Origin of the sequence: Caulifigura coniformis (assembly GCF_007745175.1) — a bacterium.
GTDB lineage: Bacteria > Planctomycetota > Planctomycetia > Planctomycetales > Planctomycetaceae > Caulifigura > Caulifigura coniformis.
The window spans coordinates 4,263,904-4,284,145 of record NZ_CP036271.1 but is presented as its reverse complement, the minus strand read 5'-3'; the positions used below and the strand labels follow the sequence as shown (position 1 = coordinate 4,284,145).

The following is a 20,242-nucleotide window of genomic DNA, read 5'->3' as shown; positions in this document are numbered from 1 at the left end:
GCACGCAAGAGGTCAGGCATCCAAGATGTCAATGACGTGCAGAAAAAGTACGGTGAACACAATACTGCACAGGTTATGTAGACTGTTGCAGGAATGCAACTTAGTGTCGTTGCACAAAAAAAGCCTCGCCGCAAAACGGCGAGGCTTGAGGGAGGTCACAGGAACGACGCTGGTCGCAGGAACTCGTCGATATGTTCGGGCTTGAATTTCATCAGACGGCCAACGCGGATGTGCCGTATCTGGCCGTTGCGGGCAAACGATTGGACCTGCGCTTTGGACACGCCAAGCTGCTCGGCAGCGGCCGTTGTGTCGAGCAATTCAGGCCGGTCGGTTTGACCAGCTTGAACATGCGCGAGGACCAGCGTGGCGGCGGCTGTTGGGTCGCTCGCGATCTTCAGGTACTTGGCGTACAGGCTTTCGATATTCACGGTACTTCAACTGAACACGTTCGCCCGGCCTCACGCCTAGATCGTGAAGGATGCGGGCGACCTCTTTGAAGGGGAGAAGAACGCCACAAACACGCTCCGCATGTTTGTGGAAACTTGAGAGGGAAACGCCTTCGGCGTCAGGCTCGCAGCGATCCTCGATGAAGCCCTTGATCCAATCTGCTGTCAAAGATGCGCCCAATTGATCCGTCGCCGAATCAGACTGATGGTCGTGCGATGCACGTTAAGCCGTTTGGCGAGGCTCTTAGATGTTTCCGATGATGCTCGAATCTGCCGGACATCATCGACTGTCAGTTTTGCACGCCCGTTCTTTTCACCCTTGCGACTAATCATAGCGCAACACCTGCCCGTCAATTCGTCCAACACCGTCGACGATGCAGGCCGCGATCGCGCAGCCTTGGGGCACATAGAGAAGCCCGTTGCAGTAGCGTTCAACGTCGTGTTTCAGACCGACGCTGGTCGCACACGTATCCGGGGCGTAGTGGATCAGGTAGCGGACGCAGGCGTTGAACGCCGCTTCCGATTCGATCAGTTTCTGGCGCAGGCGTGAATAGTCCGGATGGGTGACATCGACAAAGCCCGCCGAAGTCAGTTCGGGGAATCGTTCGATGGTGCGTTGAAAGAGGTTCATTTCGTCCCCGGTACTGGAATGAGCTTCCCGCTTCCGGGTCGCGTGGTCAGATGTTTTGGATTGCAGCAGGCATGATTTCCGCACGTATGCGTGACGTGCGATGTCCGCGACTTCCCGCCGCTCAGATAGAACGCGACTCGATGCGGGTAGGTCAGACGGCCTGCAAGTCGCAGGACGCCGAAGCCATCGGCACGGGTCGCCCCCATCCATTTCCAGCAGGCTCGTGCGCCGCCGCCGCCGGACTTGTCCACCCGTGCCCAAAAATGAGTCTTCTGTTCTGTGGTTAGCATGATGTTTTCCTTGAAATGTGTTTCCAGAATTTGCCCAATTTGATCGCGCTGACGTGTGACCGACTGATGCCGAATCGTTTAGCGATACTCTTTTGAGTGCCGGTCGACCGCAGGATTTGTTCGACGGTATCGGTGGTGAGCTTTGAGCATCCATGTTGCTCGCCGTGGCGGGCAACTTTCGACCCCTTTGCCTGCCTGCCCTTTTGCGTCATGTCGGCCATGTTCGCGGCGTGCGTACCGAGAAAGAGATGGGCCGGGTTCACGCATGCTCGATTGTCACACCGATGCAGCACGCAGAGACCGGCAGCGATCGGGCCGTGGGTCAACTCCCATATGACCCGACTGGCCCTTCGCATCTTTCCGTTGACCGTGAAACTTCCGTATCCGTTGCCACAACGACAGCCACGCCATTCCCAACAGTCGCCGGACTTATCCACTTTGCTCCAGAACCTTGCGAATGTCGGAGCGCGGCTTTCATTCTCAGTCTCGCCCGTTGTCAACATGGACTCTTCTCTTTGATGATTCTTTCAAAACGATCAGTGGCACAATGCCCGATGGCCCACGACAGGGCGGCAACCACCGGCCCCATCGGATCAACGTCGAATTCGAGCGAGAGACGATTCATCATCGCGCTCACCTCGCGCTTGCTTCGCTTCCCCAGTTGCTTACAGGGTTGACGACGCTTTCGGCCCATCAGCACAGCGCAAGTGTTCTCGCGGTCGTCCGATTCGAGAACGGCGCGAACGCGGCTGAGCGGGATCAAGCCGGCTTGGAAGTGCTTCTGGATGTCTTCCGGTAACTGCAACAGCGTTCGACGGTGTTGAACCCACTTGGCGTATTTACGGACGGCCCGTGCGGCATCCTCTGACGAGTACCGCGAGGCGGGAAACAACTTCTCGATGGCCTTTGCTTCCGCGAGAACATCGAGGTCTTGCCGTTCGATGTTTTCAATCAGATTCAGCGTTTCGGCTTCATGCTGGTCGACCTCTTTGACGACGGCGTCGATCGTCTCCCATTGGAGAATCTTGGTAGCTGCGAAGTATCGCCGGAATCCGGCGATGAGGTCGAAGCGGCCGTCATCGCGAGGCTTCACGACCACGGGCTGAATCTGTCCGACAGTGTCGAGGCTTCCGGCGAGGTCACGCACGGAGAGAACCGTAATGCCCTGCCGGCAATTGAAATCTTCGTCGGCGACAATCTGGTCAACGGGTATCTGCATGTTTGACCCTCACTTTCACCAAGCCATCGGGCCTGAGCATTCCCAAGACTCTTAACTTTCCGATCGTCATTTCGACGTTCGTTCTGTTGATGCCACGCTGGCACCAAGTGAGATAGCGACGGGCGAACTCATCGCACGTCGCCGCGCCTGGCTCTGTGTGTTCATCAAGAAACTTTTCGAGCATCATTTTCCTCATGCCCGCGCAGACCGCAGGCGTCGTAGTTGTGCGGGTCGGTCCCCGGCGCATCACTCGCCGGGGACCGTGCGCCGGGGTCACCGGCCCGGCGCTAAGAGATGCCCCCGGTGAACCAGACCGGGGGCCGGCGAGGTGAATGACGCCTCGCCGTTGACGGCGTCACGAAGCCCGTTCGGGGACACGTTCGGGACCGACAAGCTGACGTTCCAGCAAGAGGCGAACAACGCTGCGATTGAGCGGAAGAACGCTCCACTCGCAGATTCTCTTCGCCAGCTTGTCGACCGTGGTGAACTGACCACGCACGACCTTGTGAGACTCGCAGAACTTCGCGACGACCTCGCGGTCATCGGCCAGCATCAGGAAGCAGTATTTGGGATCGGTAACGCTGGCGTATTCTTTGAATTGCTCTGCGACATTCCGCACATACGATTCGTGCGGCGGCCAGCCGTTCAGTTCGCAATACTTCGTTGCCAAATCCCAAATCAGCGAACGCCCGCCGGTACACGCTCGATAGATGAAATCATTGAACGGAATCATTTCAGTCCTAACCCCTCGCGAAAGAGGTTGGCGCTTGCCGGATCAACCCGCATCGCGTCGACGAATTCGTCGATCGACTGAAGCATTCCCGGCGTCCGAACAACGTGTTCGTCACCCATCGTTTGAACATGCGGACGAACAAACGCGCGCAGTTGCTCGGCATCGAACGCGCCATGCTTACGCGCGGCCTCGCCGATGGCGAAGTCGATTTCGTGACTGTGGCGCTGCGCATTGATCCGGCCAATTTCCGCTTTCACTTCGGCAATGCTTGAATCGCTTTCGGCCTTCATCGCGTTCACACTGGCGAGGTGATCGGCTTCCCGCCTTGCGGCGGTCTCCGTCCACTGGTTCAACAGCCGGCCAGCGGCGTCGGCGACGGACTCGCCTTCGGCGGGTTCGATGCCGTGTTCGGCGATGACGGCCCGCAGTTGCTCTTGGCGGTTGACGACAGCCTGAAGCGATTCAATCTGCCGGGCGACTGGCCCGCGCCGCTCTTTTTCGAGCATGCGGTCAACATCCTCTTGGGAGAACAGTTTCTCAGACATTGCCGCCCTCCGTGAAAACCTGCGAGGCCAACGCCTCATCGCTCACGCGGCCTTCATACCGTTCGCGGCTGATGGCGATGGTCTGACCGTTGCGGGTGAGTCGGATGTACGGCTTGTCGCCGACCATCACCGGGACGGCTTCGGAGAAAACTCCAGAACCTAAAATCGCGGCCCGCCGGGCAAGGGCGTCCTGCGCGGTCTGAAGTTGCAGTCGTTCGGGTTCGACTTCGGCACGGGCGGCGTCCCTCAACTTCGCGACGTTCGACAGCGCCGTCGGAACATCGAGGAACCGTTCAAGCATCTCGGATTGGTGAACGATCTCATCGAGAAGCGGCTGACTGACTTCCTTGCTGTAGGTCGCCACGAAGATCGCGTCATCGAGTTGCTGCCGGAGTGCCTTGTAGCCGTCCGTCTCCCGGATGGCAGCACGCGCAGCTTCCTGTTCAGCGGCGGCCTTATTGCGAGCGGCTTCGCGCTCCGCATCTTCAAGTAGACGTTCGGCCGTGGTCAGCTTCGCCCGGCGCTCGTCATCGACCTTTGCACGAAGGAAGGCCAACTTCTGTTCTTCCGGCGTCGGCTCGACCACCGGGCCATTCCGCTCTGCATCCCGGCGCACCCGTGCCGAAATCTCGGCATGCCGTTCATATCCTTTTCGGTCGGCAGCCCCGCGGGCAATGTCTACTGCCGTAGGTTCATGGCCCATCAACTTTGCGACATCGGCGATGTCGCTGTCGGTGGTTGGTTTCAGCAACTCCAAGGTGGGCGCAGTCCGTCGTCGTGGTTTGAATACCACTACACCCTGACCATCCGCCAGCGTTGCCCACGTCAGTCTCGAATCAAGAATCATTCTTCACACTCATAATCGGTTGGTGTCGGCCACATTCACGGGCGGGCCGACAAGCCCGTTTAGTTCTTCGGATAGACGCCAAGCAGAACGACGCCTTCCGGCGACTCGCGCGAGCGATAACGTGTTCTCAGATACGCGCTGATTCGCGAGTCAGGCCATTCGGCGAGGTCGCTCCTCTCGATCCGGCTGCGGACCGATTTCAATATCAGTCGCTCGACACTCGAATTGTTCCGGCCCTCGCAGACGCTCCGTTGAACTACTCGTTCGATGTCCACGGCGTCACCTCAGAACTGGGCAACGCCAAGCGTCGGATGAACACCGTTCGGCCCCAACGGGCCGATCTTGCGGAATACCGTCCGGCGATCGGCGCTCAGAAGCGACTGGCCCGCCAGCATGTCGAGAACCGACTGCTGTGCGGCGTCGTCACTAAACCGGCCAAAGGCGCGAAGGAATTTGTCCGCGAATGGCGCGGCAGCCGTGGTTCCTGCTTCGCAATACGTCAGGAACGTGGTGAGGTCTTCAAGCATCACAACTCCATAAAAGAGAACGCCCGAATTCGGGCTTGGTGGTCACGACGTGGCCCGCGTGTACGGCGCGGGCCACGTTGGCGACGGCGACACGCCGTGCCCGGCCGGCGGACTCCGGCCTGTAAGAAACTAGCGCAACGAGCGAGGGGCGGCGCGGTGTCCTCGCGCCTACTTCCAAGCACCATTCACGACGTACGCGCCGTGATGGTCGCCGACATACTTCAGGGTCGTATCGAAGGATCGCAGGTCGGCAAGCACTTCCTGCTTGCCGGGCGCAGTGCCCTTGCCCATCACCTCAAGAAACCACGTCTGATAGCGGTCGACGAATTCACCAGCCGGGATGCGGTTGTGGGGAATTTCGTCGACTTTCTCAGCGAGGAACCGTTCGAGGGGGGCCGTTCGCATGTCGATCAACAATTGACGCTCCGGCGTGTTCGGGATCGGCAGCCAGAGGCGGCCGGCCGGGGGCGGAAGCGTCGTGTTGAGCAACGTGTGAAGGTAGGCCGGAGCTTCAGCTTGCAGCCGTCGTTTCAACTCATCGCGATCAATCTCGTTCTGAATCGGCGGCACTCTGACGACCGCGATCCGCGTGTCACCCGGCTCGCCCAACGGGCAGTAGCGCAGGTGGTTCACCGTCTGTACGAAGTGGCAGAAGTTCTGCGCGACTGTCGCCGTCTTGAACTTCGCCTCGCATTCCGCGTCGTCGTCCGAAATGAGAGGCTTCAGCAAGTCATACGTGCCATCACGACTGATGTCCGATTCCACGATGATCGCAAGCCAGCTTCGCATGACGTGCGAATTGAACTGACTGTTCTTTCGCAACATCCCCGTCGCGCCGGCGATTCCGCCGGTGACGAGCAACTTGAGGGCGTTGACATAGGTCGTTTTCCCGGTGCCTTGCAACTTTGATACTAGGGTGACGAATGGCGTCGGGCGGTCGGGACGTTGGAACGCCACGCATCGCCAAAGTCGCATCCAATCGCCGCCGGTCCGGATGCCATGTTCGAGACACCACGGCGGGAGATGTGGCGTCACTGTCTGGCCGACATGCTCATCGAGCATGGTCCACGTCGGATGCTCGCCGGCCTGCGGTGTAACGATGTACCTCGCACCGATGTTCAGCCACTTGCCCTCGATTCGCGACGGCCGCAGGTGGGCGACTCGCTTCTGAAGGACGACGGCCGATCGCTTCATCACGGCAATCTGGTCACGGGACTTCCCTTCGCGGTCGAGGTCGTTTTCCAACTGCCGTTCGTTGAAGTATCGAGGCTCGCCGTCGACCATCCGCATGAAGTCGCCCATCTCCGCGCCGTCGGCGGTCGCTTCCTCGACCACGGCGTAGATTTGCTCGGATAGTTCCTCGACCGGAGCATCGACGAAGAACAGGGCCTTGTAACCCTGCTTGACCCAACCTGGGGGAAGTGGTTCTTCCTTCCGCGAGGCGACCGAAACAATCCACTGGTCGCCGTCACGATCAAGCTCGCCGGGCCGATCCTCGAACCCTGCCGTGTTCATGCCGGGAACGACCGCCGCAATCTCCCGAACGGTTCCGAGGAACACGCCCTTGTTTGATCGCAGCCGCATACGGGCCGCGAACTCGATGTCCGCGCCGATCAGCAGACAAGTCTTGCCGGTTTTTGTTCGGAACCAAGGTTCGATTTCCGCCACGTCGCCGAAGCGGAAGAAAATGAACCCGCCGCCCGGCAGTGGGAAGCCGTAAGCGTTCGGTGTTCGCGGGTCTTTACCCTCGCTGGTCGTGGGAACACCAAGGGCGAGGGTATGCAGACGAACGCAACGGCGGCCGTCTGTCAGCGTGTCCGTGATGACGGCGTAGTTGGTCTGCGACCATTCGTCGATCAAGCGGGAATGCTGCGGATCAAAGTCGACGGTTGAGACATCGTTCGTAGCCGGGACCGGCTGTCGGGCAGGAAGCTCCAGTAACTCATCGGGCACGAACTCCGTTTCTTCCTGCAACACCTCGAACCCGTTGGGCGCGGGGTTCTTACTCCAAATCCACAACACCTGTCCGAAGCAGTCAGCATCGCCGCCGATCAGCTTCAGGCCACTCTGCCGCTCAATCTCGCGAATTGCCCGTTCGCAGTTGCGAGCATGATCGGAACCGGTCGAAGCACGGGGCCGCCGGTCAGGATGCCAGCGAAACAGCAGGTGAATGCCACGCCCCGACTTGCTGCGCTGGACTCGGACGAACTTGACGGGCTTCAGAGCGGCGATGATTTCGGCGATGCGTTCCGGCGTCAGGCCGGCCGCGTGGTTCAAGCCGTCAATGTCGACGCCGCCGAAGGTGCTGTAGCCTTCCGGGTCGAAGCCGGTGACGCCGATCAGTTCGGGTTCCCAGTCGGGAAGCTCGACCAACTCCGGTCGCGTCATTCGGTGGCGCACGTTACGGGCGCGTTGTTCTTCCTTCGCGCCGAAGACAGTTGTTTCACAGTCAAAGACCGACAGCCACGGGGCCATCGGATGATTACGCAATACGTCCATTGAAACCCTTGATCGTCCAGAACGTGAATCAATGCCGCGCCCGGCTGGACGGGACCGGGCGCGGCGCGATCGCGTAGCTACCGCGACCGTTGGTTCAGAGGCGGACGCGCACCGCGTCCGCAGTTGTTCGTGTGTTGCAGCCCGTGATTGGCCCGGCGCTCAGCGGAGCGCGTTCGGGAACAGAGTCCCGGCAGGTAAGACAAAGGCAAATTCGCGTTTTTGTTCACGAACTGGCCGGAATCTCAGGAAGTCATTCCCAGTGTTGCATGGTCCGCCACATAGTCAGACAAGGCGGATTCGGACCGAAAATAACAATTCTCGGACGATTTTTGAGAAGTACCTGACGCGGCCCACGTTGCAGGCGTGTTGCAGTCCCCGCCTGAGACAAGGTGGATTCAGCCGAAAGAATCCAAATCTTGCAGGATTTCGCGGGGGACTCGTTCCCGGTCTGTTGCAGTCCTACTAAGACAAGGGCGTTTCAGACGATAAATAACAAATCTTTGGTCGAATTCAGAAAACTTGCGGTCATCGAGCCATTCGGCATGGTGATGGCGGCCGTGCGGCTGCGAGCTTGGCGACGGCGAACGACGCGGGTTGCAGCGACCCGTAGAGTCGGCACAGCCCCAGCGCATACCGCTTGGCATCGCCGCTACCCCGGCCTGCCGCCTGCCTGCCCGCGTTTGACCCCTCCACCCGGTACGATCGGACCACCGACGAACGGGGCGACTTTCTGGGAACCGCGATGCACGCAATCGCATTCGTCGGTCGTGGTCAGAGTTGGGTCAATGTGTGATATGGCAGTTTCATATATGCCATAAGAGGTCGCGTCTATTAAACACTCCACAATGCTCGCAGACGCTCTCATTCAGCCAGCACTACTACACCACTACCAAGCGGCTGCGAGCGAGGCAGACGGCAAGCGAGGGCCATTGGCCGTGATGCTGGCTCGGATCGGCTGGCGAGCGTGTGACAGGTGGTGGAGATTGTCGCGGCGGCCTGCTATGGGGCCGAGTGCTGGCGGCCGGCGGGTTCAGAATAGTGTACGGACATACACAATTGCGGCCCGATTGTGCAGTTGATACACGCTGCACTGCACAGAATGGGCATTTTCCCAGCGTTTGCGAGCACTTTCCACTTGCTCACCATGCAAGAGGACACGCGGCGAACGCCGTCAGGCGACAGTCAGGTGATGCCGATTGTGCGGGCTATAGCGGTCGTGAGGGTCTGACGCGGCCTAGCGGTTGTGGTTGTTCTGAGGATTCGTCTACCCGTAGTAGTGGACGGGCATACAGTATAAGTCACAACCGCCTGCGCATGAGTCTGAGGTGAGTCGCAAGCGCCGAAGCGCGTCACCGCGTCATATAAGACCGCCGCGTTGAAATGGGGTTTATTGCCCGCAAAATGTTCTGCTGCAATCATGTATATTGTGAGGTGTAGGGATATATATACAACTTCTCACATTAACATTTTTTCTCCCATTTCCCCCATTTCGACGGGTCAAATCTCGCCGTAAGTCCTTATTCGTGGGTCACGCCCTCAGAGGACGCGGCGATCGCTCCCAGACGCTCGCCAGACGCCTTTTCGGATGCCGCCGGGCAATCTCCCCTATCGACGCGGCTCGCCAGCCGCACTGCCGCGTTGTCGTCAAAGTGGTGCGCCGCGCTACTGGCGAGTGAGCCGCGTCTGCCCCTGTCCCGTCCGCTGAAGCGTGATCGCGTCAGGCTCGATGGCGACGATCGTGAACCTCAGTCCGTCAGTCATCACCAACGGGAACCCGATCCGCTCGCAGAGGCCGGCGACGACTGTCATCACGCGCCCCGGCTCATCAGTCTCGCCCAACGTGAACTGGTCGCCGTCGACCCGCCATCGCATGTACGCCCGCGTCTCGGACTCACCGAACTCACGGATGTCCGCAAGGCCGGACCTGCGAAACACGATCGTGTTCGACGGCTGGGGCGCTCCCGATTCCTGAAAGCTCCACGTCCCCACGAACCGGGCATCCGCTCGCGGCCAGAGGAACCAGCCCGCGAGGCACAGGGTCAAGGCGATGATGATGCGGCGTCTCTTCATGCAGGGATTGTGTCGCCGACAGGCAGCACCACCAAGGCCAATGAGCGCCAGACCTGGCGCGACATGGCGCAGCGGTCGGAACCCTGGCGCTGGCGCGGAGATGCCTTTGAGCTTGGCTCAGAACTTGTAGCCCACTTCGCCGAACTCTCTTGCAGCTTGGATTATCAGCGTCTCGTCTTCCACGCCGGGACGGACGTGAGGAAACACGACGCCGAAGGGCTTTACGTCATCCAACTTGATGTCGCGAGGCACTCGCCATTCTCGCTCATGCAAGTAATCGAACTTCTGGCCGGGCTTGAGGCTTAGCTTGTTCAGGTAGGGCCAGAGCGTTTTCGGGATTCGTTCACCAGTTTGCTTCATTTGCGCAATGACAGACTCCGGCAGGTAGATCGCCGGCGCACCGGAAATCGCGATCAACTCCCGCTTCTGAAAGACGTATCCGTAGTGTCCGTGAGTTGCCTTCAACTCATCCCAGTTCGGAACCGTCGCTTCAGTCAGGCACACCGCTTTCGAGTCGTCAGGATTCCGTTTCTTGTAAAGCCCCGTCGACGCTGCGCGAATCGTTCGGTCCCGATAGATCGCAACGAACTCTTCAGCCTTGCAGAAATGGATCACCGCTTCCCAGTAGTCCGTTCGCCCTTCGCGCTCAAGCTCGTCAGTGAGTTTCTGTTCCAGCGCCCACTCGTATGACCTCATCTCGCTGTACCACGATCCGGCAACCCGCATCGTGTAGAAGTTCACGTCGCCTTCCCACTGCGGATGGCCGGCGCAGGCCGGGCACTTCTCTTCAATCGCATATCCCGCTTCCGTCAGGTCGTGGAAGTCCTGGGTGTTCGTGCAGACGTAACACTCAAGCGTTCCTGAACCGGACAATTGCTCGCCGCAATGCGGACAGTTGATGTCCTGCTCTTCAAGACGTTGCTGAAGGTCTGACGGCGATACGGACACAGAGTATTCGTGCCCGCAGTCGTCATTCTCGCAAGTCAGTTCGATCGACAGACTGCCACGCATGAAACCACTTCAGAACAAAGGCGGCGCGATACGGCCCAGACGCTTTTTTGCAGCCGACAAGAATCGTTTGTTGAGATCGAAGCCAATCGCCCGGCGACCGAGTGAGACCGACACTTCAAGTGCGGTGCCGACGCCTGAGAACGGATCAAGCACAACTCCGTCCGGCGGGCACGAACTGAGAATGCGCGGTTCGATCAGCTTCGGCGGAAATGAAGCGCTGTGAGAATCACGACCGGGGACGACATTGACCTGTTGCACGTCGTGTGGTGCGCCAACGTCCTCAAGTGAGTAGAAATACTTCGCGCGCCCCTCTTTCGGGCGCTTCACGAAGTGGAAGAAATGTTCGTGAGTCAGCCCTAGCCGATCGTCGAACGGGCGGGGCGGAACATTCGGCTTGTACCAAATCAAATCGTTCCGAAGAATCCAGCGGTGTTCCTGCATCGCGATAGCAACTCGCGAGGGGATCAACAGCAGTTGCTTCTCTTGCCGGAACCCGCCCATTGGTGTCTTGCGCCGCTGGCGTTCGTCGCCATTCAATCCCTGACGCCCCTTGGCTCGGATGCTCGACCAACGGGCGAAATATGTGTCACCAAGGTTTAGCCACATGCTGCCAGTCGATTTCAGCACCCGCTGACAGCGACGGAGAATCGCGGCCAAATTGGCAACGTACCACTCCGGCAGCGGTTCCAAACCGAGTAGACCGCCGTGGCTGCGATACCACTCGTAACTAGGAATCTCTGAGGCAGGATGCTCCGCACGCCATTCGTCCAGAATGTCCCAATTGTGGTCGGCTTCGTAGCTGCGGAGTCCCCAATACGGCGGGCTAGTGATGACCAAGTCGACGGATTCAGCCGGCAACTCTTGGAGTAGATCGTCAGCGTCACCCTGGCGCAACGCGAATCGCTCGGTTCCGGTCAGCACGCCTTCCATCTTCGTTGTTACGTCCATGATTCCGAAGCTACCACGGTCAACAACCTCAGACAACTGTCTGTAGACGGTCAGTCTCGGCTGCGGAAGGCTTCCGCAATGGCAAACCGTGATCCGCAACAGGCTTTCGGCGAGGTTGTTCGACAGCTTCGTCTGAAACGAGGCATTTCGCAAGAAGCCCTCGCCGACGAAGCTGGCCTGCACCGGACGTACATCAGTTTGCTTGAGCGCGGCCTGCGGAATCCCTCGCTGACCGTCATCCAACAGCTCGCGACGGCCCTTGGGGTTCGACCCGCGCAGATGATTGCGGAATTTGACGCCCTTTGCTCCAAGAGGGCGAAGTAATGGGCGCTCGCAAGACGCCGGCTGCCGATTGCACTGACGGGAATTTCGTCGCCGAATGGTTCGGCCATCGTGTTTGGCCGACAGTGAATGATTCCCCGGCCGCCCGGCGCGACCAATCCCAGTGCCAATGTCCGTTTATCTCGATCGCGACTGGGGAGCAAATCGAATGCGTCAAAGTCCGCGACGGCGAACCATACGGCGTCTGCACCATCAGCAGTGACAGCAACGGCGAGCGGCAAGACTGGATTGCCTGTCCTCACCGGACGCTCGATCAACATTTCACGTTGCTGTCGACGGCGGTTCAACGGGCGTTCGGAATCGCATCGGCCGACGACCTGACTTTGGCCCCGGTGAGTGCCCTTCGGACGCCGGAGCAACAGCAACGGGTTCGGGAATCGTTCAGACTCGGCAAGCGAGTGTTCCTGTTCACCGGGACCAAGCTCGGTGGTGAAGTCGACTTCCGTGAAACCGACGCATCTCCCGGCGCGGCAGTCGATATGTCAGTCATAGAAGTGACCGGCCTTGATGAGTCGGGGCAGCCTCTTACGTTCGGGAACCATCTGCTTTTCGAGATTCAGACATCCGACTTCCACGGCAGTCCGCTGCATGCTGCCGGGGCTTTGCGGGCTGTTTGTCCGCGCGGTGAGGCACGGGAAGGCTATCACGATGAACTGAGAAAGCGCCCGGAGATCGCAGGCACGGGCGTTGAAGGTCCGAACAAGGCCAACATCTTCAAGCGGACGATTTATCAGATGATCTTCAAAATCGAACTGGCGCGAGATTCCGAGTGCGCTGGCTTCGCGATCATTCTGCCGGTTCCCGTGTGGCAGAGTTGGCTTCGGCATCTTGGTTGTCCCGACCTTGAAGCGATCGGTTCCGACGCTCGAAAGATGAGGCTGCGAACGCCCGGCGATGCAGAGTCAGGCTTGAACGCTCATGCAACGGTCTACGTGTTCGACATCGACCGCGAATCGAAGGAATCACCGTCGCCACTCATTGTCGTTCGTGAAGTCGAAGTGTCTGCCGCTGCGCTAACGCATCACGCATTCGTCCGGGCATCGAATGAAGCAATCCAGCGGGGCGTTACCGAGTCCTTCCGCAAGTCATTCAAAGACCGAGTCCGAAAAGGATGGACTGGCAAGTTGAGGAAGGAGCTGAAGGACGTAAGCGAAAAACCCCGCCGCTAGGACGGGGTCTCGACGCTCAACCGGGGCGGTCTAAAACCACGGGAGCATCAGGCCGCATTCTACTTTCGATGGCCTGAATCGACCAGAAACCGCCGTTCCGGCGGGCGCAAGGTCGCGGTATACGCGGTTTCGTGACGCCTGAAGCGGGTTGTGGGGCAGTTGGCCGATTTAAGTGCGGGATTCGCGATCCGACAGTTGCGGGCCATTGATCGCGAAATCTCGAACCGGCCAAAAGATGATACGAGCGATGACGCTGATGTCCGCTCCGTCCAAGACACTCTTATCCGCGTGTTTCTGAATCGCTCGCGCGATCGCGGCAAGATGCTCGTCTTTGCTATCCGCAGGTCCGATGCCCGAAACTCGAATCTGAGTAATCATGTCGGGCGTCGACAAGTGACCCACAGCTTTCTGCGTCTGTGGACTGGCAGCGCCGAACGCGAGGATGTCACGGATGATGTCCGCAATCTCAACTTCATCACCCTTGTTCAACGAGTCTTTCAATTCACGCATAAGCTCACAGGGCAGTCCGGCAATCATGTTGCATCCTTTCGTCATTCGATCAGTTCATTGGCGATGTCGTCAGTCGTGTCGTCCAAGACGCTCGACGGCCAGAGGCGACACGTCAGCCAGACCACCACGAAGGCCGCGATGATCCACGTCACGACCCGACCTTCAACGCCGCTTCGCGCATGAGGTTCTTCCGTGCCCGAACCTTGGCGTAAACGCCCTCAAGCATGCGGACCGACGTGCCCATCAGTTCGGCGAGAATCAGGCTGTCGACCTTGAACGCCATTTCCGTGGCATAAGTGTGGCGAACGCTGTATGGGATCAGGTGGGGAATCGGTGTATTGGCTTTCGCCAGCCGCGCCCGCCAGCGGGCGAACTTCCGCGCGAGACTGTCTTTCGTCCACGGCGAGCCTTTGCCACTGCGGAACAAGGGACCGTGCGGTGTCGATTCCATCAGGCGCTTCACGATGTCTAGCGCCTCGCCCGGCAGGTGAATGACGCGCTCCCGTTTCGTCTTCGCGCCATTCTTCCATTCCTTCATCGACAGGATCATCGCCGGCACGCTGGCATCGAAATGACGCTTCTCGACCGTTCGGGCTTCCTCTGGCCGACAGCCCGTCAGCCGCATGAACGTGACGATGTCACGGAACTGTGTGTCGGCCTCAATGGCCTTGGCGAACGCCTTCCAATCGGCGTCGTCAAGGGCGGCGTCTTGGCGCGGCTGAGCTTTCTCTTTCTCGAACCCGCTTACGGGAGACCGCGACAGGTGGTCATTCTTCACGGCCCAATTGAAGCAGCGGACGACAGAGCGGGCCGCGCCGTGCTTGCTGTTGGCGTTCCAGTTGGCCTGACCGGCAATCCATTCCTGAACGTGTCTCTTCGTGAGTTTGCCGACGCGCAGCGTCCCGACGCTGTCTTTGAACGATTCGAGGTACTGTTTGTACCACCGGTGCGTGAGCGGCTTTTTGTGCTGCTCAACCCACGTCAGGAAGTCGTCGACGATACTGGCGACGGCGGGTTCCGTGATCTTCGGCGGGGCTTTGTGTCGCTCCGGTCGCTTCACGTCCTCGCCGGCCATCAGGCGGGCAAGATTGTCCTTTGCCTCGCCGACCGTCTTGCCCAACCAATGCTGCCGGCTGATGTCGCCCGGCTTCATCCAGTGCGCGTAGTACGCCTTGCAGCTTGCCCGCCAATAAATCGAAGGTGTCTTCATCGCTGTCTCCCGGAAAATGGATGCCACGAACGCTCACACGTCGGGACATCGGGAGGGCCGCGAGGCGGTTCTGTGCAGTAGCCGTGCTGCACAACGGCTGTATCGGTTGATCGACGACTCATAGAACAGGCTTTGTGCAGTCCGTTTTCGGACTTGTTGCACAAACTCAGCCTTGTCGTCGAAAAAAGGGTTCCCGACAGTCGTCGGAAACCCTTTTCGTGAAATCACTTCTGCTTAGTGCGCCTGACAGGACTCGAACCTGTGACCTCATGCATGTCAAGCATGCACTCTAACCAACTGAGCTACAGGCGCTTCTTCTCGCGGTGGGCCGCGGGTCTCGCAGGGTAAGACTCGCCGGCCGGAGGGTCAAGGAACTTTTCTCGGGTTGACGGGGGAGGGCGTTCTTCGGGCTGTCCGGGGCGAGGAATTGTGCGGAATGGGGTGGCTGGTCGTGCTCCGGGACTGCTGGTCGGATGGCCGTGGAGATGCCCCTGTGTCCTGTCGTCTGTCGGGACAAGACTGGGGAAATCGCTGGCGTTCGCTCACCGCGGGAGCGGCCGTGGCACGGTCCGCGTGGGCGGGTGAACGCCCAGGAGTGACACGGGCCGGCGGCCCGGAGTTCGAGGGGTGGGCCTTGAAAAACTGGCGTTCTGGCCGGCGTGTTCCGGGGCCGGTGGACGGCCGCCGGTCGAGCCGCGATCATCGGATGGGATTCCCAACCTGACTTCCAACTGGCCGGCCGACTTCCCTGATGTCCTTTGGCTTCATCCAACCGTGGATGCTGTTCGCCCTGGCCGGCGTGTCGCTGCCGATCATTGCCCACCTGCTGAGCAAGCGCAAGTTCGACATCGTCTTCTGGGGGGCGATGCAGTTCCTGGAACTGGGGCGGAAAACACGCCGCCGCATCCGCCTCGAAGAGATCCTGCTGCTCCTGCTGCGGATCGGACTGATTGCGATCATCGTCCTCGCGTTCGCGCGTCCGTGGGGAAAGGGAGGGGCGTTCAACGCCCTGACGGAAGGGGTTCGCCGCGATGTGGCGTACGTCATCGATGGCTCGTACAGCATGGGCCGGCTGACGGGCGACAAGACGCCCCAGGCCGCTGCCCGACAGTGGATCCAGAAATCGCTCGGGACGCTGCGAACGGGGGATACCGTCTCGCTGTGGGAAGCCCGTGAGCAGGTGGTTCCGCGAGTCGAGTCGGCCACTTCCGATCTCCAGCAGGTCCGCGAGCAGATCGACCGGCTTCCGCAGCCAGCCGGGGCGTCGCGTCTGACGGCCGCGATGACACGGGCGATCCAGCAACTGAACCAGGGGACCAACCCGATTCGCGAATTGATCGTCGTCACGGATGGGCAGTCGTTTCCCTGGAACGTGGGAGACTCGACCCTGTGGGCCCGGTTGGACGACCTCCGCTCGCAGCAGACGATCAAGCCGCGAATCTGGGCCGTTGATGTGTCGGACCTCGCCGCTCTGGACGCCCCCAATTTTGCCGTCGATCGCCTTGAGCTATCGCGCACGATGACGGTCCCCAATTTTCCGGTCCGCATTCGGACGACGGTGCGGCAGTTCGGGGGAGTTTCCGCCAGGCGACCGGTTTACCTGTCGATCAACGGGCAGCGTCTGCAGGACAAGACCACCGTGGTCAGCCTGCCTCCGGATGGGGAAGCGCCGATCGAGTTCGAACAGCGGTTCGACGCCGCGGGCTCATATCTTGTCACGGTCAGCCTCGACGACGACCAGCTCCCGGGAGACAACGCATCGCATTCGGTAGTCACCGTTGCGGCGGCGGTTCCAATACTGCTCGTCGACGGGCGCCCATCGCTCGATCCTGTGCAGAGCAAATCGTTCTTCGTTCAGGCGGCATTCGGGGGGGCCACACCTGACGCCGCCTGGGTTCGAGCGGCAACAATTCCGCCGTCCGAACTGAATGCCGCCAGGCTCGAGGGGCGCGACGCCGTCATGCTACTGGATGTCGCCGACCTCGACGCGGAGCAGGTACAGGCGCTGGAGGCGTTCGTCTCGAAAGGGGGAGGGCTGGTCGTGGCGACCGGGCCCGAATCGAAACCCGATTTCTACAACGGGCCCTTCGGTCGCAAGGGGAAGGGCTTGATGCCGGCGGAACTGGCGACGGCCAGGCCGGTTCCGGCGTCGGAGCCGGTGACGATTGAAGGTGAATCCCTGGCCGTGCCGTGGCTGACACGGTTCAAGCCCGGTTCCGGAATCGATCTGGCAACCGTTCGGTTCACGACGTGGCGCACTCTGAAGCCACTTCATCCGGGCGAGGCCGATCCGGCGGAGCGCCCCGGGGCCGCGCCTGCCGGTCCGGCGATCAGCGCCCCCGTGATCGCCGCGCAGCTGAAGAATGGCGATCCGTGGCTCGTCACGCGCCGCTACGGGGAAGGACAGGTGGCAGTGCTCTCGGCTCCGCTCGATTCGGAGTGGAGCACGCTTCCTTCGAAGAATGATTTCGTCCCGTTTCTGCACGAACTTCTATTCTCAATCACATCCCGGGGGCAGGGGCATACGGTCGAAACCGGAGCCCCCCTCGAACTGCAGCTGCCGCGCGGCGTCCCGGCGGAATCGATCCGGTTCCGGCTGCCGGATGGAAGCGAAGTTCCCGCGGAGCCGGGGAGCGACGACAGCCGGCCGATTGCACGATTGAAATCGACGCTGCTGCCAGGGGTTTACCAGGCCCTGCGGGCCAATCGCCCGCAAGACCCACCGGACTATTTCGTGGTCGATTTCGACCGTGCGGAATCGAACCTGGCGGCTTTGACGGCAACTGAGCAGGAGCAGCTTGCGGATCACGAGCGGATGAATTTCATCCGGGACGTCGCCGACTGGACAGCCGCAGTGGACGACGATTCGCCGCGTGCCGAGGTCTGGTGGCTGGCCCTGCTGGCGGTGCTGGGGCTGCTGGTTTTTGAGGTGGCGATGACGCGTCGGCTGGTTCGCAGCGGGCACGGTGTCCTCGACGCAGAACTCGATCCGGCGGAGGCCGCCGACATGGGCTGAGACGGGACCACGACGCGGCGGCCGGGATTGCCCCACTCAAGGCCACCTTCCATAATTCCTGTTCCATTCCATCGACTGACACGCACTGCACGAAGGAGCGACCATGCCTGTTTTCAAAGACAATGCTGACTCGATCGGCCGCACGCCGCTGGTTCGCATCAACCGGTTGACGGAGGGGCTGAAGGCAACGGTACTGGCCAAGGTGGAAGGCCGGAATCCGGCATATAGCGTCAAATGCCGCATCGGCGCGTCGATGATCTGGGACGCGGAGAAGTCCGGAAAGCTGAAGCCCGGCATGCAGGTCGTCGAGCCGACAAGCGGAAACACGGGCATCGCGCTGGCATACGTGTGCGCGGCCAAGGGTTACCCGCTGACGCTGACGATGCCGGAAACAATGTCGATCGAACGGCGGATGATGCTGAAGGGCTTCGGCGCGAAGATCATTCTCACGCCGGCCGCCGAGGGCATGAAGGGCGCGATCGCGCGGGCGGAAGAGCTCGCAAAGTCCCCGGAATACTTCATGCCGCAGCAGTTCAAGAACCCCGCAAACCCGGAGATCCATTTCCAGACGACGGGCCCGGAGATCTGGAACGACACCGACGGCAAGGTCGACATCCTGGTCTCGGGCGTAGGAACCGGCGGCACGATCACCGGCATCTCGCGGTTCTGGGAGCAGGAAAAGAAGAAGCCGCTGTACTCAATCGCAGTTGAACCGAGCGCCAGCCCGGTTCTCTCCGGAGGCCAGCCAGGCAAGCACCCGATCCAGGGGCTGGGGGCCGGCTTTATCCCGGAAACGCTCGACCGCTCGATCGTCGACGAAGTCATGACAGTGACCGGCGATGAGTCGATCGAAATGGCGCGCCGGATTTCCCGCGAAGAAGGGATCACCTGCGGAATCAGCTGTGGCGCCGCGATGGCGGCCGCTCTCAAGGTCGCCGCCCGTCCTGATTCCGCCGGTAAGACGATCGTCGTCATCCTGCCCGACTCGGGCGAGCGTTACCTGTCGACTCCGCTGTTCGACGGCGTTCGTGAATGAGCGGCGCCAGCAGCCGGGATCCGGGTCCGTTCGATGACGTTTCCCTCCTCGAACGGCTCCGGAACGCTCCGGACCTGTTTGAACGTCTGAAGCAGTCGAACGGAACGGAACTCGCCCTTCAGAAGCAGCTGCGCGCGGAGTATCCCGAGGATCTCGTGCGAGCAGCTCTCCTTCTTCACGACCTGAGAAAACGGGGCGTGTCGAAGTTTTTGCGCGCGGACCAGATGTGGTTCGACCGTACCGGGCTCGAGCAATCGACATCGGAAACGGTGGCGAAACATAAGGCCGGGCGGCTCGGCCGGGCCGCAGAGGTCGTCGACCTCTGTTGCGGCATCGGGGCCGATGCGCTGGCGATTGCGGCGCTGGCGAAGGTGCAGGCGGTCGATCTGCGGCCGGCTGCGTGCCTGATGGCGAAATGGAATGCCGAGGCTTATGGCCTGGACGATCGCATCGAGTTCCAGGTGGGGCTGGCTGAGAACGCCGATCTTCGCAATCGGCCGTTCCACATCGATCCCGATCGGCGCCCCGGCGGACAGCGATCGCTGCGGATTGAAGACCACCGGCCCGGTCTCGAGTTTCTGCAGCAGCTCGCGCTCCACCCGGCGGGCGGAGTCATCAAGCTCTCGCCCGCATCCAACTTCGGGGGAAAGTTTCCTGGCTGTGAGATCGAGCTCGTCAGCCTGAACGGAGAATGCAAGGAGGCGCTCGTCTGGTGCGGGCCGCTGCGAACGGAGACCGACTGGCGGGCCACAGTCCTTCCAACAGGAGACACGTTGACTGGCGACCCGTGGTCGGCGGTCAGCGAACAGTCCCCACTGCGAACGTACCTGTTCGACCCCGATCCGGCCGTCGTCAGGGCGGGTCTCGTGGACGTTCTCTGCGAGTCGACGGGATTGGCGCGTCTCGACCGGGAAGAAGAGTACCTCACGGGTGACACCGCCGTTCCATCGCCGTTTGTCCAGACATTTGAGGTCATCGCCCAGCTCTCAAACAACGAGCGGGAGATCCGGAACTGGTTTCGCCGGTCCGACTGCGGCCAGGTCGAAATCAAATGCCGACGGATCCCGGTCGTCCCCGAGAAGGTGCGCAAGCACCTGTCCCTCGAAGGGAAAGCCGCCCTTGTATTGGTGTACGCGAGAATCGCCGGCAAGGCACATGCTGTCGTCTGCCGCCGCTGCACTGCCTGAAGCAAA

Annotated in this window: 21 protein-coding genes and 1 tRNA gene; 5 read left to right on the top strand and 17 right to left on the bottom strand. The window is 60.6% G+C overall.

What is annotated here, in order from left to right:
* Nucleotides 1-155 precede the first annotated feature (155 nt).
* From Pan44_RS17265 to Pan44_RS17205, 14 genes are all read right to left on the bottom strand, one after another.
* The gene (locus tag Pan44_RS17265; RefSeq protein ID WP_145031351.1) at nucleotides 156-428 is read right to left on the bottom strand and encodes a helix-turn-helix domain-containing protein; all 273 of its coding nucleotides are present in this window, start codon (nucleotides 426-428) and stop codon (nucleotides 156-158) included.
* A 343-nt stretch (nucleotides 429-771) separates the two neighbouring features.
* Nucleotides 772-1,077 carry a hypothetical protein gene (locus Pan44_RS17260; RefSeq protein ID WP_145031349.1) on the bottom strand — a complete coding sequence of 102 codons (306 nt, stop codon included), beginning with the start codon at nucleotides 1,075-1,077 and terminating at the stop codon, nucleotides 772-774.
* Nucleotides 1,074-1,283, bottom strand: coding sequence for an HNH endonuclease family protein (locus Pan44_RS28325; protein WP_390620647.1), 210 nt, complete (start codon nucleotides 1,281-1,283; stop codon nucleotides 1,074-1,076). The genes Pan44_RS17260 and Pan44_RS28325 overlap by 4 nt, the downstream gene beginning before the upstream one ends.
* A 77-nt stretch (nucleotides 1,284-1,360) precedes the next feature.
* Nucleotides 1,361-1,723, bottom strand: coding sequence for an HNH endonuclease signature motif containing protein (locus Pan44_RS28320; RefSeq protein ID WP_390620646.1), 363 nt, complete (start codon nucleotides 1,721-1,723; stop codon nucleotides 1,361-1,363).
* A gap of 140 nt (nucleotides 1,724-1,863) precedes the next feature.
* Nucleotides 1,864-2,586, bottom strand: a complete 723-nt coding sequence (locus Pan44_RS17250) for a ParB/RepB/Spo0J family partition protein (protein ID WP_145031345.1) — start codon at nucleotides 2,584-2,586, stop codon at nucleotides 1,864-1,866.
* Nucleotides 2,587-2,941: 355 nt separating this feature from the next.
* Entirely contained in the window at nucleotides 2,942-3,319 is a 378-nt protein-coding gene (locus Pan44_RS17245; protein WP_145031343.1) for a hypothetical protein, read from the bottom strand.
* Complete coding sequence (locus tag Pan44_RS17240; RefSeq protein ID WP_145031341.1) at nucleotides 3,316-3,864, bottom strand: hypothetical protein; 549 nt, start codon at nucleotides 3,862-3,864, stop codon at nucleotides 3,316-3,318. The genes Pan44_RS17245 and Pan44_RS17240 overlap by 4 nt, the downstream gene beginning before the upstream one ends.
* Nucleotides 3,857-4,711 carry a hypothetical protein gene (locus Pan44_RS17235; RefSeq protein WP_145031339.1) on the bottom strand — a complete coding sequence of 285 codons (855 nt, stop codon included), beginning with the start codon at nucleotides 4,709-4,711 and terminating at the stop codon, nucleotides 3,857-3,859. The genes Pan44_RS17240 and Pan44_RS17235 overlap by 8 nt, the downstream gene beginning before the upstream one ends.
* A gap of 59 nt (nucleotides 4,712-4,770) precedes the next feature.
* On the bottom strand, nucleotides 4,771-4,986 hold the full coding sequence (locus tag Pan44_RS17230; RefSeq protein WP_145031337.1) for a hypothetical protein: 216 nt from the start codon (nucleotides 4,984-4,986) through the stop codon (nucleotides 4,771-4,773).
* 9 nt (nucleotides 4,987-4,995) lie between these two features.
* On the bottom strand, nucleotides 4,996-5,238 hold the full coding sequence (locus Pan44_RS17225; protein WP_145031335.1) for a hypothetical protein: 243 nt from the start codon (nucleotides 5,236-5,238) through the stop codon (nucleotides 4,996-4,998).
* Between the two features lie 168 nt (nucleotides 5,239-5,406).
* Nucleotides 5,407-7,626 carry a primase-helicase family protein gene (locus Pan44_RS17220; protein WP_145031333.1) on the bottom strand — a complete coding sequence of 740 codons (2,220 nt, stop codon included), beginning with the start codon at nucleotides 7,624-7,626 and terminating at the stop codon, nucleotides 5,407-5,409.
* Between the two features lie 1,773 nt (nucleotides 7,627-9,399).
* On the bottom strand, nucleotides 9,400-9,807 hold the full coding sequence (locus Pan44_RS17215; RefSeq protein ID WP_145031331.1) for a hypothetical protein: 408 nt from the start codon (nucleotides 9,805-9,807) through the stop codon (nucleotides 9,400-9,402).
* Nucleotides 9,808-9,924: 117 nt separating this feature from the next.
* A complete protein-coding gene (locus Pan44_RS17210) occupies nucleotides 9,925-10,818 on the bottom strand; it encodes a hypothetical protein (protein WP_145031329.1) in 894 nt (297 codons plus the stop codon).
* Between the two features lie 9 nt (nucleotides 10,819-10,827).
* On the bottom strand, nucleotides 10,828-11,748 hold the full coding sequence (locus Pan44_RS17205) for a DNA-methyltransferase (RefSeq protein WP_197453410.1): 921 nt from the start codon (nucleotides 11,746-11,748) through the stop codon (nucleotides 10,828-10,830).
* 96 nt (nucleotides 11,749-11,844) lie between these two features.
* Here Pan44_RS17205 and Pan44_RS17200 point away from each other — a divergent pair, with 96 nt between their 5' ends.
* The gene (locus Pan44_RS17200; RefSeq protein ID WP_145031324.1) at nucleotides 11,845-12,090 is read left to right on the top strand and encodes a helix-turn-helix domain-containing protein; all 246 of its coding nucleotides are present in this window, start codon (nucleotides 11,845-11,847) and stop codon (nucleotides 12,088-12,090) included.
* 83 nt (nucleotides 12,091-12,173) lie between these two features.
* Nucleotides 12,174-13,277 carry a PDDEXK family nuclease gene (locus Pan44_RS17195; RefSeq protein WP_197453409.1) on the top strand — a complete coding sequence of 368 codons (1,104 nt, stop codon included), beginning with the start codon at nucleotides 12,174-12,176 and terminating at the stop codon, nucleotides 13,275-13,277.
* Nucleotides 13,278-13,445: 168 nt separating this feature from the next.
* Here Pan44_RS17195 and Pan44_RS17190 read toward each other — a convergent pair whose 3' ends face one another.
* The 3 genes from Pan44_RS17190 to Pan44_RS17180 form a co-directional block, all read right to left on the bottom strand.
* Nucleotides 13,446-13,814 carry a hypothetical protein gene (locus Pan44_RS17190; RefSeq protein ID WP_145031320.1) on the bottom strand — a complete coding sequence of 123 codons (369 nt, stop codon included), beginning with the start codon at nucleotides 13,812-13,814 and terminating at the stop codon, nucleotides 13,446-13,448.
* A gap of 121 nt (nucleotides 13,815-13,935) precedes the next feature.
* Nucleotides 13,936-14,997: a tyrosine-type recombinase/integrase gene (locus Pan44_RS17185; RefSeq protein WP_145031318.1), complete on the bottom strand. Its 1,062-nt coding sequence runs from the start codon at nucleotides 14,995-14,997 to the stop codon at nucleotides 13,936-13,938.
* 238 nt (nucleotides 14,998-15,235) lie between these two features.
* A tRNA-Val gene (locus tag Pan44_RS17180) sits at nucleotides 15,236-15,309 on the bottom strand.
* Nucleotides 15,310-15,748: 439 nt separating this feature from the next.
* Here Pan44_RS17180 and Pan44_RS17175 point away from each other — a divergent pair.
* The 3 genes from Pan44_RS17175 (at nucleotide 15,749) to Pan44_RS17165 (ending at nucleotide 20,236) form a co-directional block, all read left to right on the top strand.
* The gene (locus Pan44_RS17175; protein ID WP_145031316.1) at nucleotides 15,749-18,013 is read left to right on the top strand and encodes a BatA domain-containing protein; all 2,265 of its coding nucleotides are present in this window, start codon (nucleotides 15,749-15,751) and stop codon (nucleotides 18,011-18,013) included.
* 103 nt (nucleotides 18,014-18,116) lie between these two features.
* Nucleotides 18,117-19,049, top strand: a complete 933-nt coding sequence (cysK, locus tag Pan44_RS17170) for a cysteine synthase A (protein WP_145031314.1) — start codon at nucleotides 18,117-18,119, stop codon at nucleotides 19,047-19,049.
* A complete protein-coding gene (locus tag Pan44_RS17165) occupies nucleotides 19,046-20,236 on the top strand; it encodes a THUMP-like domain-containing protein (protein ID WP_145031312.1) in 1,191 nt (396 codons plus the stop codon). The genes cysK and Pan44_RS17165 overlap by 4 nt, the downstream gene beginning before the upstream one ends.
* The last annotated feature ends 6 nt before the right edge of the window (nucleotides 20,237-20,242 follow it).

What these genes read in the sequence shown, in the direction of transcription:
- Pan44_RS17260 (WP_145031349.1), bottom strand. Translation starts at nt 1,077, where the DNA reads ATGAACCTCTTTCAACGCACCATCGAACGATTCCCCGAACTGACTTCG.
- Pan44_RS28325 (WP_390620647.1), bottom strand. Translation starts at nt 1,283, where the DNA reads ATGGGGGCGACCCGTGCCGATGGCTTCGGCGTCCTGCGACTTGCAGGC.
- Pan44_RS28320 (WP_390620646.1), bottom strand. Translation starts at nt 1,723, where the DNA reads ATGCGAAGGGCCAGTCGGGTCATATGGGAGTTGACCCACGGCCCGATC.
- Pan44_RS17250 (WP_145031345.1), bottom strand. Translation starts at nt 2,586, where the DNA reads ATGCAGATACCCGTTGACCAGATTGTCGCCGACGAAGATTTCAATTGC.
- Pan44_RS17245 (WP_145031343.1), bottom strand. Translation starts at nt 3,319, where the DNA reads ATGATTCCGTTCAATGATTTCATCTATCGAGCGTGTACCGGCGGGCGT.
- Pan44_RS17240 (WP_145031341.1), bottom strand. Translation starts at nt 3,864, where the DNA reads ATGTCTGAGAAACTGTTCTCCCAAGAGGATGTTGACCGCATGCTCGAA.
- Pan44_RS17235 (WP_145031339.1), bottom strand. Translation starts at nt 4,711, where the DNA reads ATGATTCTTGATTCGAGACTGACGTGGGCAACGCTGGCGGATGGTCAG.
- Pan44_RS17225 (WP_145031335.1), bottom strand. Translation starts at nt 5,238, where the DNA reads ATGCTTGAAGACCTCACCACGTTCCTGACGTATTGCGAAGCAGGAACC.
- Pan44_RS17220 (WP_145031333.1), bottom strand. Translation starts at nt 7,626, where the DNA reads ATGACGCGACCGGAGTTGGTCGAGCTTCCCGACTGGGAACCCGAACTG.
- Pan44_RS17215 (WP_145031331.1), bottom strand. Translation starts at nt 9,807, where the DNA reads ATGAAGAGACGCCGCATCATCATCGCCTTGACCCTGTGCCTCGCGGGC.
- Pan44_RS17210 (WP_145031329.1), bottom strand. Translation starts at nt 10,818, where the DNA reads ATGCGTGGCAGTCTGTCGATCGAACTGACTTGCGAGAATGACGACTGC.
- Pan44_RS17205 (WP_197453410.1), bottom strand. Translation starts at nt 11,748, where the DNA reads ATGGAAGGCGTGCTGACCGGAACCGAGCGATTCGCGTTGCGCCAGGGT.
- Pan44_RS17200 (WP_145031324.1), top strand. Translation starts at nt 11,845, where the DNA reads ATGGCAAACCGTGATCCGCAACAGGCTTTCGGCGAGGTTGTTCGACAG.
- Pan44_RS17190 (WP_145031320.1), bottom strand. Translation starts at nt 13,814, where the DNA reads ATGATTGCCGGACTGCCCTGTGAGCTTATGCGTGAATTGAAAGACTCG.
- Pan44_RS17185 (WP_145031318.1), bottom strand. Translation starts at nt 14,997, where the DNA reads ATGAAGACACCTTCGATTTATTGGCGGGCAAGCTGCAAGGCGTACTAC.
- Pan44_RS17175 (WP_145031316.1), top strand. Translation starts at nt 15,749, where the DNA reads ATGTCCTTTGGCTTCATCCAACCGTGGATGCTGTTCGCCCTGGCCGGC.
- cysK (WP_145031314.1), top strand. Translation starts at nt 18,117, where the DNA reads ATGCCTGTTTTCAAAGACAATGCTGACTCGATCGGCCGCACGCCGCTG.
- Pan44_RS17165 (WP_145031312.1), top strand. Translation starts at nt 19,046, where the DNA reads ATGAGCGGCGCCAGCAGCCGGGATCCGGGTCCGTTCGATGACGTTTCC.